The 16,580-nt window shown below is 60.9% G+C and carries 17 protein-coding genes; 5 read left to right on the forward strand and 12 right to left on the reverse strand.

What is annotated here, in order from left to right; translation table 11 throughout:
• Positions 1-38: 38 nt before the first annotated feature.
• The 3 genes from Q5Y75_RS11710 to Q5Y75_RS11720 are packed head-to-tail and all read left to right on the forward strand — an operon-like array spanning position 39 to position 3,384.
• On the forward strand, positions 39-1,106 hold the full coding sequence (locus Q5Y75_RS11710; RefSeq protein ID WP_306197489.1) for an AI-2E family transporter: 1,068 nt from the start codon (positions 39-41) through the stop codon (positions 1,104-1,106).
• Entirely contained in the window at positions 1,107-1,796 is a 690-nt protein-coding gene (locus Q5Y75_RS11715) for a P-loop NTPase family protein (protein ID WP_306197491.1), read from the forward strand.
• Positions 1,797-1,842: 46 nt separating this feature from the next.
• Positions 1,843-3,384, forward strand: coding sequence for a Ppx/GppA phosphatase family protein (locus Q5Y75_RS11720; protein ID WP_306197493.1), 1,542 nt, complete (start codon positions 1,843-1,845; stop codon positions 3,382-3,384).
• Between the two features lie 8 nt (positions 3,385-3,392).
• Here Q5Y75_RS11720 and Q5Y75_RS11725 read toward each other — a convergent pair whose 3' ends face one another.
• From Q5Y75_RS11725 to scpA, 6 genes are all read right to left on the reverse strand, one after another.
• Positions 3,393-3,815, reverse strand: a complete 423-nt coding sequence (locus Q5Y75_RS11725; RefSeq protein WP_371933258.1) for a hypothetical protein — start codon at positions 3,813-3,815, stop codon at positions 3,393-3,395.
• Positions 3,812-4,825: an endonuclease/exonuclease/phosphatase family protein gene (locus Q5Y75_RS11730; protein WP_306197495.1), complete on the reverse strand. Its 1,014-nt coding sequence runs from the start codon at positions 4,823-4,825 to the stop codon at positions 3,812-3,814. Before Q5Y75_RS11730 ends, Q5Y75_RS11725 begins: the two co-directional genes overlap by 4 nt.
• A 3-nt stretch (positions 4,826-4,828) precedes the next feature.
• The gene (locus Q5Y75_RS11735) at positions 4,829-5,509 is read right to left on the reverse strand and encodes a molecular chaperone DjiA (RefSeq protein WP_306197497.1); all 681 of its coding nucleotides are present in this window, start codon (positions 5,507-5,509) and stop codon (positions 4,829-4,831) included.
• Between the two features lie 31 nt (positions 5,510-5,540).
• The gene (locus Q5Y75_RS11740) at positions 5,541-6,044 is read right to left on the reverse strand and encodes a GNAT family N-acetyltransferase (protein ID WP_306197499.1); all 504 of its coding nucleotides are present in this window, start codon (positions 6,042-6,044) and stop codon (positions 5,541-5,543) included.
• Complete coding sequence (locus Q5Y75_RS11745) at positions 6,041-6,649, reverse strand: VOC family protein (protein WP_306197500.1); 609 nt, start codon at positions 6,647-6,649, stop codon at positions 6,041-6,043. The genes Q5Y75_RS11740 and Q5Y75_RS11745 overlap by 4 nt, the downstream gene beginning before the upstream one ends.
• A 116-nt stretch (positions 6,650-6,765) precedes the next feature.
• On the reverse strand, positions 6,766-8,892 hold the full coding sequence (scpA, locus tag Q5Y75_RS11750) for a methylmalonyl-CoA mutase (protein ID WP_306197502.1): 2,127 nt from the start codon (positions 8,890-8,892) through the stop codon (positions 6,766-6,768).
• 150 nt (positions 8,893-9,042) lie between these two features.
• Here scpA and Q5Y75_RS11755 point away from each other — a divergent pair, with 150 nt between their 5' ends.
• Positions 9,043-9,489 carry a DUF4174 domain-containing protein gene (locus Q5Y75_RS11755; RefSeq protein ID WP_306197505.1) on the forward strand — a complete coding sequence of 149 codons (447 nt, stop codon included), beginning with the start codon at positions 9,043-9,045 and terminating at the stop codon, positions 9,487-9,489.
• A 66-nt stretch (positions 9,490-9,555) separates the two neighbouring features.
• Here the strand turns inward: Q5Y75_RS11755 and Q5Y75_RS11760 are convergent, their stop codons facing one another.
• From Q5Y75_RS11760 to Q5Y75_RS11785, 6 genes are all read right to left on the reverse strand, one after another.
• Positions 9,556-11,601, reverse strand: coding sequence for an acetyl-CoA carboxylase biotin carboxylase subunit (locus tag Q5Y75_RS11760; RefSeq protein WP_306197507.1), 2,046 nt, complete (start codon positions 11,599-11,601; stop codon positions 9,556-9,558).
• A gap of 135 nt (positions 11,602-11,736) precedes the next feature.
• Positions 11,737-11,940, reverse strand: a complete 204-nt coding sequence (locus Q5Y75_RS11765) for a hypothetical protein (RefSeq protein ID WP_306197510.1) — start codon at positions 11,938-11,940, stop codon at positions 11,737-11,739.
• Positions 11,941-12,289: 349 nt separating this feature from the next.
• Positions 12,290-12,637 (reverse strand): hypothetical protein, encoded by a 348-nt coding sequence (locus tag Q5Y75_RS11770; protein ID WP_306197512.1) that lies wholly within the window; start codon positions 12,635-12,637, stop codon positions 12,290-12,292.
• A 69-nt stretch (positions 12,638-12,706) separates the two neighbouring features.
• Complete coding sequence (locus Q5Y75_RS11775; RefSeq protein WP_306197514.1) at positions 12,707-12,844, reverse strand: hypothetical protein; 138 nt, start codon at positions 12,842-12,844, stop codon at positions 12,707-12,709.
• 214 nt (positions 12,845-13,058) lie between these two features.
• Complete coding sequence (locus Q5Y75_RS11780) at positions 13,059-13,520, reverse strand: DUF6497 family protein (RefSeq protein ID WP_306197516.1); 462 nt, start codon at positions 13,518-13,520, stop codon at positions 13,059-13,061.
• A gap of 79 nt (positions 13,521-13,599) precedes the next feature.
• Complete coding sequence (locus Q5Y75_RS11785; RefSeq protein ID WP_306197518.1) at positions 13,600-15,132, reverse strand: acyl-CoA carboxylase subunit beta; 1,533 nt, start codon at positions 15,130-15,132, stop codon at positions 13,600-13,602.
• A gap of 181 nt (positions 15,133-15,313) precedes the next feature.
• On the opposite strand from Q5Y75_RS11785, the gene Q5Y75_RS11790 reads away from it, so the two are divergent.
• Entirely contained in the window at positions 15,314-16,528 is a 1,215-nt protein-coding gene (locus tag Q5Y75_RS11790) for a multidrug effflux MFS transporter (protein ID WP_306197520.1), read from the forward strand.
• Positions 16,529-16,580: the final 52 nt, after the last annotated feature.

Here is a 16,580-nt window from a genome sequence, read left to right on the forward strand (position 1 = left end):
CCCATGGGCGATGAGTGTGGCCAGCGCAGAGAGGTCCTATGTCACTCCCAGTTGCAACTCAGCTTCGGTATTGGGGCATCGCTGCGGCGGTGTTCATTCTGGTCATGTGGGCCCTGGGTAACGTTCTGTTACCCTTTGTCATCGGTGCGGCCATTGCCTATTTCCTTGATCCGGTTGCGGACCGGCTGGAAAGCATGGGCCTGTCGCGCGTCGCGGCAACGGCCTTGATCACCGTCGCATCGGTGCTGCTCTTTGTCATAGCGCTTCTGCTGGTGATACCGGCGCTGATCACCCAGTTGGCCGATCTGATCAATATCCTGCCGCAGCTCTATCACGATGCGCGCAGCTTCGTGCACGAAAAGCTCCCATCCTTGCTGGATCGAGATTCCAACGTGCATCAGATTCTCACGTCGATCGGCGACGCGGTAAAGGCGAAATCCGGCGAGCTTTTGCAGACGATCCTTGGATCGGCGGCCTCGGCAATCAATATCGTGATCCTGTTGATCGTTGCTCCGGTTGTGGCGGTCTATCTGCTGCTTGACTGGGACCGTATGATTGCGCGGATTGATCAATTGCTGCCCCGGGAACATGTCGTGGTCATTCGTCGTCTGGCGGGTGAGATCGACACCGTCCTGGCCTCTTTCGTGCGGGGCATGGGGACTGTCTGCCTGATCCTTGGCAGCTATTACGCCATCGCCTTGATGCTTGTCGGGCTTCAATTCGGCCTTGTTGTTGGCGCCATCGCCGGGCTGGTGACCTTCATCCCCTATCTGGGTGCCTTGATCGGGGGCGCGTTGGCGATCGGGTTGGCCCTTTTCCAGTTCTGGGGCGATTGGGTCTCGGTCGGATTGGTCGCAGTGATCTTTGCCATCGGCCAGATGGTCGAGGGCAACTTTCTGACGCCCAAGCTTGTGGGCAGTTCGGTGGGGCTGCATCCGGTCTGGCTGCTGCTGGCCCTGTCGGTTTTTGGCGCGCTGTTCGGGTTTGTCGGCATGCTGGTCGCGGTTCCGATTGCCGCCGCATTGGGCGTGTTGGCGCGGTTTGCCACCGGGCAATATCTGGACAGCAGATTGTACGGCAAGCAAAGCGAACAGGACGTCCCTTAAATGGCCGAACAGCTCAGCTTCGAGTTGCCATCAAAAACCGCACGCGGGCGCGAGGATTTTTTCGTGTCTCCCTCCAACGCCATGGCGGTGGCGTTGCTCTCGGCCTCGACCTGGCCGGGCGGCAAGCTGGTGCTGAGTGGCCCGGAGGGGTCGGGCAAGACTCATCTGCTCCATGTCTGGGCTGCTGAGACCGGTGCGCAAATCGTATCGGCCACCGCGCTGGCATCCCAAGATTTGCTACAGCTCTCCGACGGCCCCGTCGCGGTCGAGGATCTGCCACGGATCGCCACGGACACCGGCGCGCAGGACGCAATGTTTCACCTGCACAACCTGACATTGGCCAATGGTCAGCCGCTGCTGATGACCGGGCGTGGCGCGCCGCCCTTCTGGGCGCTGTCGCTGCCGGATCTGCAAAGCCGCGTGCAGGGCGCACAGCATGTGGCGCTGGAGCCGCCCGATGACGAATTGCTGGGGGCGGTCATCGCCAAACTCTTCTTCGACCGCCAGCTCAACCCGCGCCCGGATCTGATCCGCTATCTGGTGCGCCATATGGACCGCCGATTTGACGCCGCCGCGCGCATGGTCGACCGGCTTGACCATATCGCGCTGACCGAAAAGCGCGAAATCACGCGAGCATTGGCCGCCCGTTTGATGGCGGAAGACGCCGATCTGGCCACGGCAGGGAATTGACCCATGCGACACGACCCTGCATCCTCTGAACAGCGATAGGCACGATATGGACCAGCACACATACAGAGCCCCGGATTGGGGGGAGTTCGGAACCCCGCTGTTCAATGATCCCGGCGCGCGCGCGCTGTCGCGTGTTGGCGTGGTTGATGTGGGCTCGAACTCTGTCCGGCTGGTGATCTTTGACGGGGCCGCACGCTCTCCGGCTTATTTCTACAACGAGAAGCTGATGTGTGGACTGGGGGCCGGGCTGTCCGAGACCGGGCTGCTCAACCCCACGGGCCGCGAGCGGGCATTGGCCGCGCTGCACCGTTTTCAGCATCTGGCCGAAGGGCTGGACCTGCCGCCCCTGCGCGCCGTTGCCACCGCCGCTGTACGCGAGGCCGAGGACGGGCCGGAATTCTGCGCCGAGGTCAAGAAAAAGACCGGGCTGACCATTCAGGTCATCGATGGCGATGAGGAAGCGCGGCTATCGGCGCAGGGCGTGCTGCTGGGCTGGCCGGGTGCCTATGGGCTGATCTGCGATATCGGCGGCTCGTCGATGGAATTGGCGGAAATATCAAATGGTCAGGTCGGCCGCCGCCTGACCTCGCCGCTGGGTCCGCTAAAGCTGCGGGATATCCGTGGCGGCAGGCGCGGCCGCAAAGCTCAGATCAAGAACGTCATGGAAGATCTGCGCGACCAGTTGGGCCCGCAACGCGACCGGCTGTTTCTGGTCGGCGGCAGCTGGCGGGCGATTGCGCGTCTGGACATGCTGCGCCGGGGCTATCCGATGGCAGTGCTGCATGAATACCGGATGACAGCCTCAGACATCCGAAAGACGGTGAAATTCATTGAAGCGGGTGACCCTGAAGAGCTGCGCAGCGCCGCAGGTGTCTCGGGCTCGCGCATGGCGCTGGTGCCTTATGCGATGGACGTACTGACCCGCCTGATCCGAACCTTCAAGCCCAAAGATATCGCCGTGTCCAGCTATGGCATCCGCGAAGGGCTGCTCTATGAACAGATGTCGCAGAAATTGCGCGACCGAGACCCGCTGATCGAAGCCTGCCGCTTTGCCGAAGACAAGGATGCCCGCCTGCCCGGGTTCGGCAAACAGCTTTTTGACTTCGTCATGCCGCTGTTCAAATCGCAACCCGCCGATATCAGGCGCCTGGTCAAAGCGGCCTGCCTGCTGCATGACGTCAGTTGGCGCGCGCATCCCGATTATCGCGCCGAGGTCTGTTTCGACTATGTCACCCGCGCCAATCTGGGTGGTTTGAAACATTCCGAACGGGTCTTTCTGGGCCTTGCCCTGCAGCACCGCTATCGCAACAAACGCGAAGGCAACCGGTTCGAACCGCTCTATGAGTTGCTGGACGAAAAGGGCCAGAAACAGGCCGAGATCCTCGGCAAGGCGATGCGCTTTGGCGCTATGATGTGGATGCGTGAGGATTCCAAGATCGGCAAACTGAACTGGTTCCCGAAAAAGCGCGTGCTGGAACTGCGCATGCCCGCCTCGGCCCGCCCGCTGTTCAGCGAGATTGCCGAAGCGCGACTGAATTCGCTCAGCTCAGCGCTTGAGGCCGAAACCAGGATGCTGATCCGCGACTGATCCCGTGTTCAGATTTCTGTGCCTTCGAGGTTGGGTTCTGCGTCCTGTCCGGGCGTCTCGGGCTTCGGATCAGGGCCCGGCTCGGGCTTGCGACGGATGATGATATCGCCATTGGGCAGGATTTCGGGCATCTCATAGACGCTCCAATCCTTCACCTCCTGCGCCATATCGGCAAAGGCGGGTCCCATTTCCTCAAAGAAGCTCAGCATTGAGGGGCCAAGTTCGTCGGCAAGCCCTAGAAGGCCTTGCAAGGTGGGCTCCATTTCTTGTCGCAGCCCGTCCAAAAACAGCTCCGCTCCGAGATCCATCAGCGATCGTCCCTGATCTTCCTGAGCGGAGACCGGCACCGCAAGACCGGCAGTCAGAGCAATGGCAAGCATCATACGCATGAGCTGAGTATAGGCGCGGTTGGGTCGGTGTTCAAAGGTCATATCTCGATATCCAACGTGACCGGGAAATGATCGGAAGCAGTCAGCAGCGCATCCCGCAGCTCTGGTACGGACCAGCAATCGACATCATCGAACGGGTGCCAGATGCGCCACTCAGGCCCCCGCGCCCGCAATCCGGGTGTCACCATGATGTAATCCAGCAAGGCCCGCAGATACCGCCCCTGATCGGCCAGATGAAACCGCGCCGTCGTCGGCACAGCGCCGGGGCGAAGTTGCCGCGCCTGATCCGCATGCGGATCATAAAGCCGCGCAGCCAGCAGAATCTCGACCGAAGAGCGCCCGAAGAGATGTTCGTACTCATCCAGCCCGGGACCATCGTTCAGATCGCCCAGCAGGATCACCTCCTGCCCCGCCGCCACATGCGCCTCGACCCGTGTGGCCAACCAGATCGCCTGCGCCAGTTGCTTGCGCCGGTTGGCGATCGAGGTGCGGATCACCTCATCGCGGGTTTCCGCACCATGCGGTGCCTTGGATTTCAGGTGTGCGCCGATCATGCGCAATTGGGTGCCCCCGGCGGTCTCGACCGCCAGCTCCAGCGGAGGTTTGGAGAAACGCACCAGATCCTCGGTTGCATCGATATCCAGGTCGATGCGAAAGACCCCGTCAAAGCGCGGTGCAGCGCCGCTGCCCTTCTTGCCGGTTTCCTCGCCCTGCGGATCATGCCGGGCGCGGAGTTGCGCAGGATCATAAAGCAGCGCGATTTCCTGCTGGGTTTCATTGGCAAAACCGATCAGCGCTTTGTTTGTGCGCAGGTCAAAAGCGGCGGCAAACCTCTCCAGCGCCGCAACCGTGCTTTGCCTGCGCCCGGTATCGGGAGCCTCGACCACCATCACCGCATCGGCATCCATGGCGGTCAGAACCTTGGCGATCGCCTCACCCTGCTGCGCTCGGGTCACGCCATAGCGGCCAGAGCGTTCATCATCCAGTTGCAGCTTGTCTTCATCGTCGAAAAGCGTGGCAAACCATTCGATGTTGTAGGTCGCCAGCCGCATGGCTCAGGCCGCAGCCCGGTTGATCTCATCCCAGGCGCGGTTGATATCGATCATCCGCTTTTCTGCCAGCTTCACCGCCTCTTCCGGCACACCGCGCGCCATCATGGCATCGGGATGGGTGTCGCGCACCAATTGCCGCCAGACCTTGCGAATATCTTCCCGAGGCATGTCCGGCGCCACACCCAGAACCGTATAGGGATCCTTAGGCGCATCCGGCACAAAGCGCGCCCGCAAGGCGCGGAACTGCTGTTCGGTCTGGCCAAAGATGCCGCTGACCTCTTTCAGAAACTCGTTTTCATTGGGGTGATAGAACCCGTCCGCCATCGCGATATGGAAAAGCCCCTCCATCAGATCGCAGAGCGTCGTCGAATCCTCTTCGAACATGCGTTTGATCTTGCGGGCGTAGTCCTGATAGCCAGCCACGTCGTTGCGCGCGAGGTCAAACACCCGTGCTGCGCCCTCTTCGTCTTCGGGCGCGATCTGGAACACGTCGCGAAAGGCGGTGACCTCGTCGCGGGTCACCCGGCCATCGGCTTTGGCCATCTTGGCCCCAAGCGCCACAACCGCAATGGCAAAAGCCACCGACCGCTCAGGCGGGGTGCGCAGACGTTCGAACACGTCCGAAAGACTTTCGCCCTTGGCCAGCGCGCTCAGCGCTTCGGATATTCTTGTCCAGAGTGACATAGCTATAGCCTACTGCGGATTTCTGACCCTGTCAGGTAAGGGTTTTGCCATCAGCCGCAAGAATTTTCTGCATCAGCACCAGGTCGAGCCACTGATCCCATTTGCGCCCCACCTGCGGCATGCGCCCGACCTCTTCGAACCCCAGCGCCTTGTGAAACCCCACCGCAGCCGGATTGGCGCTGCTGATACCGGCAATCAGCACATGTATCTCGTCGCGCACGGCGATATCCTCGAGCCGGTTCATCAGCACCCGCCCGGTGCTGCGCCCATGCGCCGCGGGTGCCAGCAGGATCGAGTGTTCCGCACTGTGCCGATAGCCGGGTCCTTCGCGAAACGGTTTGTAGCTGGCATATCCCAGCACCTCACCCGCCTCCTCGGCCACCAGAAAACGAGGCCCGCTGCGACGGATCTGCTCCGCCACCTGTTCCGGGTCGCGTTCTTCAACCGTGAATGTGATCAGCGATCCGCGCACCATGTCATTGATCAGCGCAGCAACTGCGGGCGCATCCTGTTCCACGGCCCGCCGGATGATCATTCCAGAACCCGACGTCCCGAAGGCGTGTCGAAATCCGCCACCATGCCAATCGGACCGGTCTCGACCGAGATTCGGTCATCCGACAGCACCCGGCCCAATGCCGTGCACAACTCATCCGCCTGCGGGTGTCTGACTGTCAGTCGCAGAAGTGAGCACCCGGTCGGGGCAAAACTGCCACCCGGCATGCGCCCCATCCATTGCAGAACCGAGGGGAACATACCGCCAAAGGGCAGGATGCCATCCTCGGGCACCGTCATCTTCCAGTGCAAATCGCCACGCTCCAGGTTCACGATCCATTGCGACGGCGCGGGCAGCAGCGCCAGTTCCCCCACCAGATCGTCAGACCGGATGATCCAGTTCGCTAGCCGCGCAGGCCCGGAGAATCGATCCAGATCCATCCAGCGTGGCCGCTCCTGCGGTTCCACCCCCGGCTCAATGGCAATCGCCTCAAGGTACAGTCCGCTCTCCAGACCCATCAGCCGGTTATGGGTGCCATAACGCGCATGCTGCCCGCCGGGTCCAAGCGCGACACCCAGCGAGGTCTCGACATGTTCCACAGCCTCTTCAAGACTCGTGCCCAAAACAGCCAGATGATCCAAACGCATGACAGGTCCTCCCGTCCGTCAGGCTACAGCGCCACGACCTGCGCGCAACGAAAAAGGGGCGCTGATACGCCCCCTACCCTGCCTTCGAATTTGCTCGGCGCAATGCGCCCGCTGTCTCAGTTCCGCGCTTCGGCGACCAGCTTCAGGATGTCCTGCGCCGCTTCGGGAATGTTTGTTCCGGGCCCAAAGATCGCCTTGACGCCATTATCATAAAGGAACTGGTAATCCTGCTGCGGGATTACGCCCCCGCAGATTACGATGATGTCCTCGGCCCCGGCGGCTTTCAGCGCCTCGACCAGTTGCGGCGCCAGCGTCTTGTGCCCCGCGGCCTGAGAAGAGATGCCGACCACATGCACGTCATTGTCGACCGCATCCTGCGCCGCTTCCTCGGGTGTCTGGAACAAGGGCCCGACATCCACGTCAAACCCGATGTCAGCAAAAGCGGTGGCGATCACCTTGGCGCCCCGGTCATGGCCGTCCTGACCCATCTTGACCACCAGCATTCGGGGGCGGCGGCCTTCGGCCTCGGCAAAATCCTCGATGGATTTCTGGATCGCGGCAAAGCCCTCGTCGCCCTCATAGGCCGCGCCATAGACACCGGCGAGCGTTTTTACCTCGGCGCGGTGACGGCCGAATTCCTTTTCCATCGCCATGCTGATCTCTCCCACAGATGCGCGCGCCCGCGCGGCTTCGACCGCCGCGGCAAGCAAATTTCCACCCTCCCGCGAGACGCGGGTCAACTCGTCCAGTGCAGCCACGCAGGCTGCGTCGTCGCGCGTGGCGCGGATGCGTTCCAGCCGCGCGATCTGCGCGTCACGCACCGCCATGTTGTCAACATCCAGAATGTCGATCGGGTCTTCCTGTTCCTTGCGGTACTTGTTGACGCCGACGATCACCTCTTCGCCCCGGTCGATCATCGCCTGACGGCGTGCCGCCGACTCCTCGATGCGCAGCTTGGGCATGCCAGAGGCAACGGCCTTGGTCATGCCACCCATTTCCTCGACCTCCTCCATCAGGGCCCAGGCCTTTTCGATCAACTCATTGGTGAGGCTTTCGATGTAGTAGGACCCCGCCAGCGGATCGACCACGTCCGTGACACCGGTTTCCTCCTGCAACACCAATTGCGTGTTTCGCGCGATCCGGGCCGAGAAATCGGTGGGCAGTGCGATGGCTTCGTCCAGCGCGTTGGTATGCAGAGACTGCGTGCCCCCCAGAACCGCGCTCATCGCCTCATAGGCGGTGCGGATCACGTTGTTATAAGGGTCCTGCTCCTGCAGGCTCACGCCCGAGGTCTGGCAATGGGTTCGCAGCATCTTGGAGCGTTCGGATTTTGCGCCGAACTCGGTCATCACCCGGTGCCAGAGCGTGCGCGCGGCGCGCAGCTTGGCGATCTCCATGAAGAAGTTCATGCCGATGGCAAAGAAGAAGCTCAACCGCCCGGCAAACTTGTCCACATCCATCCCGGCCTGCGTCGCGGCACGCACATATTCACGTCCGTCCGCCAGCGTATAGGCCAGTTCCTGCACCAGGTTCGCCCCGGCCTCTTGCATGTGATAGCCGGAGATCGAAATTGAGTTGAACTTGGGCATCTCGTTCGAGGTGTATTCGATGATGTCCGAGATGATCCGCATCGACGGCTCGGGCGGGTAGATATAGGTGTTGCGCACCATGAATTCTTTCAGAATGTCGTTCTGAATGGTGCCCGCCAGCAGCGACTTATCATGGCCTTGCTCTTCACCAGTAACGATGAAACTGGCCAGAACCGGGATCACCGCCCCGTTCATGGTCATCGAGACCGAGACCTTGTCCAGTGGAATGCCGTCGAACAGGATCTTCATATCCTCGACAGAATCGATAGCCACACCGGCCTTGCCCACATCGCCCACAACGCGGGCGTGGTCGCTGTCATAGCCCCTGTGGGTGGCCAGATCGAAGGCCACGGAGACACCCTGCTGACCGGCCGCAAGGTTGCGGCGATAGAAGGCATTTGATTCCTCAGCGGTCGAGAAACCGGCATATTGCCGGATGGTCCAGGGGCGGCCAGCATACATCGTCGCTTTCACACCGCGGGTGAACGGACCAAAGCCGGGCAGCGTGCCGATATGATCAAGCTCGGCGGTATCCTCGGCGGTATAGAGCGGTTTAACCTCAATCCCCTCAATCGTTTCGCGGTTCAGGTCATCCAACGGGCGGCCGCGCAGTTCTTTCTCGGCCAGCGCCCGCCATTCTGCGGTCGTCGTCATCTCGGGGTCCTCTCGTCTTGTCGGAGAATGGCAAAGCAGGCTTTGCCGGATGTCTCTTGAGTTGCTGCACACAACATTTTGGTGAACAGGTGCAATTCGGCGGTCGCATTCCGCGCCCGCGCGTCTATATTCATGTCAAAGGGAGAGAGTATGAAACGCACGCTTGCGCTTGTTTTTGCGACACTAATTCCCTTCGCGGCAGCCGCGACGGATGGGTCCGAGCCTGAAGAGGCCGGGATGATCCGTACAGCGGATGATGGCGATCTGAGCGAATTTCTGTGGACGAACCGACCCATCGTGGTCTTCGCCGACACCGAAGCCGATCCACGGTTCCAGCAGCAAATCGACATGCTGATGGCAGAAGAATCCATGCTGGCCGACCGCGATGTGGTGGTTCTGACCGATACCGATCCGTCAAACCCGTCAGATCTGCGCAAGAAGCTGCGCCCGCGCGGTTTCCAACTGGTCATCATCGGCAAGGATGGCGGCGTGCGTCTGCGCAAACCTTTTCCGTGGAGCGTGCGCGAAATCAGCCGGTCCATCGACAAGATGCCGCTGCGCCAGCGCGAGCTGCGCGAGCAGCGGGGGTTCAACTGACCCCGCTGCCGATCTGATTTCACATTCACCTTTGTCACGGTGCCGCCTTTCCCGGTGGGTTCCCAATCACTCGAACTCGATGATCACATCATCCACGGCCAGACTGTCGCCGGGGCCTGCGTTGATCTTGGCCACCACGCCTTTTTTCTCGGCACGCAGGATATTTTCCATCTTCATCGCCTCGATGGTGCAGAGCGCCTGCCCCTCCTGCACTTCCTGGCCCGGTTCGACGTCGACCTTCACGATCAGACCGGGCATCGGGCAGAGCAGCATTTTCGAGGTATCGGGGGGCAGTTTTTCCGGCATCAGGCGCGCCAGTTCGGCCTGGCGTGGGGTGCGTACATGCACTTTCATATCCGCGCCCCGGTTGCGGACACGGAAGCCGCCGGAAACCTTGCCCACTTTCAGCACCAGCGGGCTGCCGTCCACCTCAAGAACTGCCAGCTGATCGCCCGGCGTCCAGTCCGATGTGACGCGTAGCTTGCTGCCATCTTCGAACTTGACAGTCGAGCCTTCGCGGTCGGCCTTGACCTTGACCGCAAATTCCTGGCCCTGCAGCGCCACGTTCCAGCGTTTGCCGATCTTGCGCTCATGGTTGTCCATCCGCCCCGACACGCGGGTGCGGCGAATCTCGGCCACCCGGTGCATGGCCGCGCAAGAGGCCGCAATGCGCCGCAGATCCTGGTCGGGCAGCGTGACCCCTTCGAACCCGTCGGGATATTCCTCGGCAATGAAGGCCGTGGTCATGTCGCCCGAGACAAATTTCGGGTGATCCATCACCGCGCTCAGGAAGGGCAGGTTGTGGCCGATGCCTTCGACCTCGAAACTGTCCAGCGCCACGCGCATCGCCTCGATTGCGGCTTCGCGGGTTGGGGCCCAGGTGCAGAGCTTGGCGATCATCGGGTCGTAATACATGCTGATCTCGCCGCCTTCATAGACGCCGGTATCGTTGCGCACGGCCGCTTCACCCTCGGGCGCGTCCCCTTGCCATTTGTCATTGATCAGCAGCGGGCCCGAGGCGACCTCCTGCGGCGGGCGATAGCGGACGAGACGTCCGATCGATGGCAGAAAGTTGCGATAGGGGTCTTCGGCGTAAAGACGGTTTTCAATCGCCCAACCGGTCAGCGTGACATCGTCCTGGGTGATGCTCAGCGGTTCGCCATTGGCGACGCGGATCATCTGTTCCACCAGATCGACACCGGTGATCAACTCGGTCACCGGGTGTTCCACCTGCAGACGCGTGTTCATTTCCAGAAAGTAGAAATTCTTGTCGCCATCAACGATGAATTCCACCGTACCGGCGCTGGCATAGCCCACCGCCTTGGCCAGCGCCACGGCCTGTTCGCCCATCGCCTTGCGGGTTTCGGGGTCGAGGAAGGGGCTGGGCGCCTCTTCCACCACTTTCTGGTTACGGCGTTGGATCGAGCATTCGCGCTCGCCCAGATAGATGCCGTTGCCATGGGTGTCGCAGAGCACCTGAATCTCGATATGGCGCGGCTGGGTGACGAATTTCTCGATGAAAATACGGTCATCCCCGAATGAGCTTGCCGCCTCGTTCTTGGACGATTGGAAGCCCTCGCGTGCCTCATCATCGTTCCAGGCGATCCGCATACCTTTACCGCCACCCCCGGCAGAGGCCTTGATCATCACCGGATAGCCGATCTCGTTGGAGATCTTCACCGCTTCTTCGGCATCTTCGATTAGCCCCATATAACCGGGCACGGTCGAGACCTTGGCCTCCTGCGCGATCTTCTTCGAGGTGATCTTGTCACCCATGCTTTCGATCGCCCCCACGGGCGGGCCGACAAAAGCAACACCTTCAGCCTCAAGCGCCTCGGCAAACTTGGCGTTCTCCGACAGGAAGCCATAGCCCGGATGCACCGCCTGCGCGCCGCTGGAACGGATCGCCTCCATCACCTTGTCGATCACGATATAGGACTGGTTGGCGGGGGGCGGACCGATATGCACCGCCTCGTCGGCCATCTTCACATGCAGCGCCTGCTTGTCGGCATCGGAATAGATGGCAACCGTCGAGATGCCCATCTTGCGGGCGGTCTTGATGACCCGACATGCAATTTCGCCCCGGTTGGCGATCAGGATCTTGTTGAACATGGGCAGTCCTTTGTCTTGTAATTCCGTAGACGCAAAACGCCGCCCCCGTCCTGTCGGACCGGAGCGGCGCTTCGCATGAGTTCAGACGACCCGGAAAGGGGCCGCGTATGTAGAGTGGTCAGACCCGCAATGCGATCAGCACTTGCCGGGGTTTTCCTCGCAATAGATGACGTTTGCCGCCGCACCGACGGCTGCACCGGCAACCACGTTGGTGTCGAGGATGGCCGAGCCCGCAGCGCCTGCCGCGCCGCCATAGAGCACCTGTTCAGTGGTGTTGTCACCGCAGGCCGTGAGGCCCGCACAGGCCGCCAGGGCCAGCACAATCTTGTTCGTATACATCCTGCTCTTCCTTCTTTTTCGTAGGATTTCTGATCGCAGTGATGCCGCCGCCCTGCCGTCACGGGCAAGTCAATTCGGGTTGAGGCGTATGGCTGCGCAAATCCCCGCCGACCCGCAGGCATGGCGCAGGGCGAAAAAAAGGCGGGCAAATTGAAGGGGGGAACATCAATTTGCCCGCACAGAGAAGGGGTACGGAATAGATGGTTTGCAGGTGACGCAGGCAATGCGTAGCCACCCGCAGTTGAGAGACTGCCCGACAGTTCGTGGCGCGCCAAGCATGGCAAGCGCGAAGGCTCACTTTGAGCCACTTTCTGCCGATCCAGGAGTGAAATCTGCGGGTTCATGCCGATCAATCCCCAAAAACATCGGGAAAAGAGGCCCGCGCAACGCTGACGTCGACGATAAGCAATGCCTCGTAACTCTCGGGATCGAAAGGGTCTTCTGCTGGAATCACCTCGCGCCCGAAGAGCCAGCTCAACCGGCCTGCATCCAGATTGCCCCGCTCAAACGGCTGGTCGCCAAATTGCTGCCAAAGCGCAGCCATGAACCCGGAATCAGCGCGTTTGTCCGCCGGTCTGCGATCACGATAGCGATCGCGTGCAACCAGAGGCGTCACACCCTTGGGATTAGGGCGGCGAATCGTGAACTGGAAATCGGTGCCGGGAAGGCGGCCGGGAAACCCGCGATGTTTCAGCATGGCAGCGCCCCCCGGATGGGATGCCATGGATGGGTCGGGACCAGCGCAAAGGCCAGTCCCGGACCTGTATTACTTGTACTTGCCGGTGAAGACCGGTTCAGTCGAGACCGGCTCGACCACAACGATCTCTTCTTCCTGCTGACCGGCACATGCGGCGACGGTGCCGACGAAGGCAAGCATGGTGACAAATTTGATGCTCTTCGACATCTGCTTCTCCTGGTTAAAAACGCAGCCTCTGCAGAGGGTACGCCCCCTGCCCGCGTCATCTTTTGATTGCGACCCGCAATGTTGTGGATCGCCGCGACCATAGGACAGAAGGACGGAAATGCACATGCGGCAAGCGGTATAGCTGCACTGCGGCAAGACAGAGGCGTATTATGGCCACAGGAGCGCCCCTCAAACACAACATCTTGTGGCAGCATCAGTATTCCTCCCATATGCAGCGAGCGTTTTCCAGCCGATAGGTCTCGAAAAACTGGGTTGCCATGGGATCAGACTGACCGAATTCCACATTTCTATCCGCCAGCGAGATGACGATGCGCGCGGGGTCCAACTCATGCTTGCCGACATAGGGCACGACGACCTTGTTACACAGAAACTCCATGTCATGGGCCGCAACCTCATAGCCGATGCGTTCCTCGGTCTTGCCAATGGCCGGGGCCATGAAGCGGAACCGCAGCCACAGCGCGCCGGGGTTCTTGTCGAGCAGCACATCCTGCAACTCGACCGGCTGCCCCGAGGGCACCGGTATCCGCGCATCCGCCTGCACCGATCCCGCAACACCACACAATACCAGCCCGGCGACACGGCCAAGCCGCCGCGCGCGGCAGTAGTTCTCAGCCTGTGCGGCATGCGAGTGCGAGTATCTGAGAGCACGGATCATCTGGTGTAGCGTCCTTGCGGTTGAAGCGAGGTACGGGCCGTCGCATGAGACTGCGCGGCGGCCCGACCCCGAATGAGGCCTAGAGCGGAATGTTGTCGTGTTTCTTCCATGGCTTCTGGCTTTTCTTGCCCCGCAACGAGGCAAAGGCGCGTGCCACCCGCTTGCGGGTCGACTGCGGCATGATCACCTCGTCGATGAAGCCGCGCTCCGATGCAACAAAGGGATTGGCAAAGCGTTCTTCATAATCGGCCGTGTGCTGGGCGATCTTTTCGGGATCTTTCAGATCGGCACGGTGGATAATTTCGGTCGCGCCCTTGGCGCCCATCACCGCCACCTCGGAGGATGGCCAGGCGTAGTTGAAATCGCCCCGCAGATGCTTGGAAGACATCACAACATAGGCCCCGCCATAGGCTTTGCGGGTGATCACCGTCACTTTCGGAACGGTCGCCTCGCCATAGGCAAAGAGCAGCTTCGCGCCGTGTTTGATCACGCCGCCATATTCCTGCGTCGTACCCGGCAGGAAGCCTGGCACGTCAACAAAGGTCAGGATCGGAATTTCAAAACAGTCACAGAACCGCACGAAACGCGCGGCCTTACGGGAGCTATCAATGTCCAGACATCCGGCCAGAACCATCGGCTGGTTGGCTACAACACCCACGGTCTGCCCTTCTAGGCGGATAAAGCCGGTGATGATGTTCTTGGCGAAATCCCCTTGAAGCTCATAGAAATCGCCTTCGTCCGCGACCTTGGTGATGAGTTCCTTCATGTCGTAAGGCGTGTTTGGGTTTTCCGGCACCAACGTGTCCAGCGAGGTCTCGATCCGGCCCGGCTCATCAAAGAAGGGACGCACCGGGGGCTTCTCCCGATTGTTGAGTGGCAGGAAATCCACCAGACGGCGCACTTCGGCCAGGGCCTCGACATCGTTTTCGAACGCGGCATCCGCGACGGAGGATTTCTTGGTATGGGTCGACGCCCCGCCCAATTCCTCGGCCGAGACCACCTCGTTGGTGACGGTCTTGACCACGTCGGGGCCGGTCACGAACATGTAAGAGCTGTCTTTGACCATGAAGATGAAGTCGGTCATGGCAGGGCTATAAACCGCGCCACCGGCGCAGGGGCCCATGATGACGCTGATCTGCGGCACCACGCCCGAGGCCTCGATATTGCGCTGGAACACCTCGCCATATCCGGCCAGCGAGTCGACGCCTTCCTGAATCCGCGCACCGCCAGAATCGTTGATCCCGATTACCGGCGCGCCATTGGCCACGGCCATATCCATGATCTTACAGATCTTCATCGCATGCGTGGCCGACACCGACCCGCCCAACACGGTGAAATCCTGGCTGAACACATAGACCTGACGGCCATTGATCGTGCCCCACCCGACCACAACGCCGTCCCCTGCGGGCTTTTGCTTTTCCATGCCGAAATCGGTGCAGCGGTGGCTGACGAACATGTCGAATTCTTCGAAACTGCCCTCGTCGAGCAGCAGGTCGATCCGCTCGCGTGCGGTCAGCTTGCCACGCCCGTGCTGGGCATCGATCCGTTTTTGCCCGCCGCCCAGACGCGCCGCGTCCCGGCGGTTTTCAAGCTCGGAGAGGATATCTTTCATGGCCGGTGTCCCTTTCAAAATCGCGCGATACATATAAGGGATCGGCCTGCGGCCAAAGCGATTTTCAGCAAATTTGCAAATCTTTTGAAGCACGCTGGATGCGAAATGCAAATCTGTTAATTAACATCTTTATGAATCTTGGTTATGGACAGGCCACACCCCTGAGCATACATCCCACATAATGACCCAGCTTCAGCATGAGACTTCGGCGCGCCGCAGCCCGCCCCGGATCGGCACATTGGTTTTGCTGACTGGGTTGTCGGCGCTGGGTTTGAACCTCTATCTGCCCAGCCTGCCGAACATGACGCTGCATTTCGAGACCGAGTACCGGCTCATGCAGCTTTCAATCTCGCTATATCTGGCGGTCAACGCGATGATGCAGATCGTGATTGGCCCGATTGCCGACAAGGCCGGTCGGCGGCCGGTGATCCTGTGGGGGCTTGTACTGTTCCTGCTGGCGACGCTGGCTTGTATCTACGCGCCCAGCGCCGAGGCCTTTCTGGCCGCCCGCATGTGTCAGGCCGTGGTGGTGGTTGCCATGGTACTGAGCCGGGCGGCGGTGCGAGACATGCATGATCAGGATCAGGCCGCCTCGATGCTCGGCTATGTCACCATGGGCATGGCCGTGGTGCCCATGATCGGCCCAGCCATCGGCGGGATGCTTGACGAGAATTTTGGCTGGCACGCCAATTTCTGGATGCTCTTCATACTGGGCAGCTTCACCCTCTGGCTGACATATGTGGATTTTGGTGAGACCGCGCTGAAAAGCGGCAAGACCCTGATCGAGCAGTTCCGCGAATATCCCGAGCTTCTGACCTCACCGCGTTTCTGGGGCTATTCGCTGGCCTCAGGGCTGAGTTCGGGTGCCTTCTTTGCCTATCTCGGCGGAGCGCCTTTTGTCGCGACCGAAATTTATGGCATGTCGTCTTCGGTCATGGGAGTCTATTTCGGGGCACCAGCGGCGGGCTATTTTCTGGGCAATTTCCTGTCGGGCCGCTATTCCGCGCGGTTCGGGGTCAATCGGATGGTGCTCTGGGGCTGTATACTGAACGCCGCAGGTGTTGGACTTTCTTTGCTGTTGACGCTTTCTGGGCTCGCCTCGGCCCTGACATTCTTCGGCTTCATGACCTTTGTGGGCCTCGGCAACGGCATGTCGATCCCCAATGCAACCGCAGGCGCCCTATCGGTGCGTCCACATCTGGCAGGCACTGCGTCGGGCCTGTCCGGCGCCATCATGCTGGGGGGCGGTGCTGCGCTCAGCGGTATGGCCGGCGCGTTGCTGGGCCCCGGCAGTTCTGAGGCACCGCTGCTGGGCCTGATGCTGGGCACCGCGGTGCTGGCGATCGGGTCAATTGCCGTGGTTATCTGGCGCGAGCGCCAACTGGCCCTGAGGTGACTTGCGCTGGCGGGTTTGCAAACCTAACCTGACGGGCAGGTAAATCTGCAAA

This window comes from Ruegeria discodermiae (assembly GCF_030758345.1).
Classification (GTDB): Bacteria; Pseudomonadota; Alphaproteobacteria; order Rhodobacterales; family Rhodobacteraceae; genus Ruegeria_C.

What these genes read in the sequence shown, in the direction of transcription:
- Q5Y75_RS11710 (WP_306197489.1), top strand. Translation starts at nt 39, where the DNA reads ATGTCACTCCCAGTTGCAACTCAGCTTCGGTATTGGGGCATCGCTGCG.
- Q5Y75_RS11715 (WP_306197491.1), top strand. Translation starts at nt 1,107, where the DNA reads ATGGCCGAACAGCTCAGCTTCGAGTTGCCATCAAAAACCGCACGCGGG.
- Q5Y75_RS11720 (WP_306197493.1), top strand. Translation starts at nt 1,843, where the DNA reads ATGGACCAGCACACATACAGAGCCCCGGATTGGGGGGAGTTCGGAACC.
- Q5Y75_RS11725 (WP_371933258.1), bottom strand. Translation starts at nt 3,815, where the DNA reads ATGACCTTTGAACACCGACCCAACCGCGCCTATACTCAGCTCATGCGT.
- Q5Y75_RS11730 (WP_306197495.1), bottom strand. Translation starts at nt 4,825, where the DNA reads ATGCGGCTGGCGACCTACAACATCGAATGGTTTGCCACGCTTTTCGAC.
- Q5Y75_RS11735 (WP_306197497.1), bottom strand. Translation starts at nt 5,509, where the DNA reads ATGTCACTCTGGACAAGAATATCCGAAGCGCTGAGCGCGCTGGCCAAG.
- Q5Y75_RS11740 (WP_306197499.1), bottom strand. Translation starts at nt 6,044, where the DNA reads ATGATCATCCGGCGGGCCGTGGAACAGGATGCGCCCGCAGTTGCTGCG.
- Q5Y75_RS11745 (WP_306197500.1), bottom strand. Translation starts at nt 6,649, where the DNA reads ATGCGTTTGGATCATCTGGCTGTTTTGGGCACGAGTCTTGAAGAGGCT.
- scpA (WP_306197502.1), bottom strand. Translation starts at nt 8,892, where the DNA reads ATGACGACGACCGCAGAATGGCGGGCGCTGGCCGAGAAAGAACTGCGC.
- Q5Y75_RS11755 (WP_306197505.1), top strand. Translation starts at nt 9,043, where the DNA reads ATGAAACGCACGCTTGCGCTTGTTTTTGCGACACTAATTCCCTTCGCG.
- Q5Y75_RS11760 (WP_306197507.1), bottom strand. Translation starts at nt 11,601, where the DNA reads ATGTTCAACAAGATCCTGATCGCCAACCGGGGCGAAATTGCATGTCGG.
- Q5Y75_RS11765 (WP_306197510.1), bottom strand. Translation starts at nt 11,940, where the DNA reads ATGTATACGAACAAGATTGTGCTGGCCCTGGCGGCCTGTGCGGGCCTC.
- Q5Y75_RS11770 (WP_306197512.1), bottom strand. Translation starts at nt 12,637, where the DNA reads ATGCTGAAACATCGCGGGTTTCCCGGCCGCCTTCCCGGCACCGATTTC.
- Q5Y75_RS11775 (WP_306197514.1), bottom strand. Translation starts at nt 12,844, where the DNA reads ATGTCGAAGAGCATCAAATTTGTCACCATGCTTGCCTTCGTCGGCACC.
- Q5Y75_RS11780 (WP_306197516.1), bottom strand. Translation starts at nt 13,520, where the DNA reads ATGATCCGTGCTCTCAGATACTCGCACTCGCATGCCGCACAGGCTGAG.
- Q5Y75_RS11785 (WP_306197518.1), bottom strand. Translation starts at nt 15,132, where the DNA reads ATGAAAGATATCCTCTCCGAGCTTGAAAACCGCCGGGACGCGGCGCGT.
- Q5Y75_RS11790 (WP_306197520.1), top strand. Translation starts at nt 15,314, where the DNA reads ATGACCCAGCTTCAGCATGAGACTTCGGCGCGCCGCAGCCCGCCCCGG.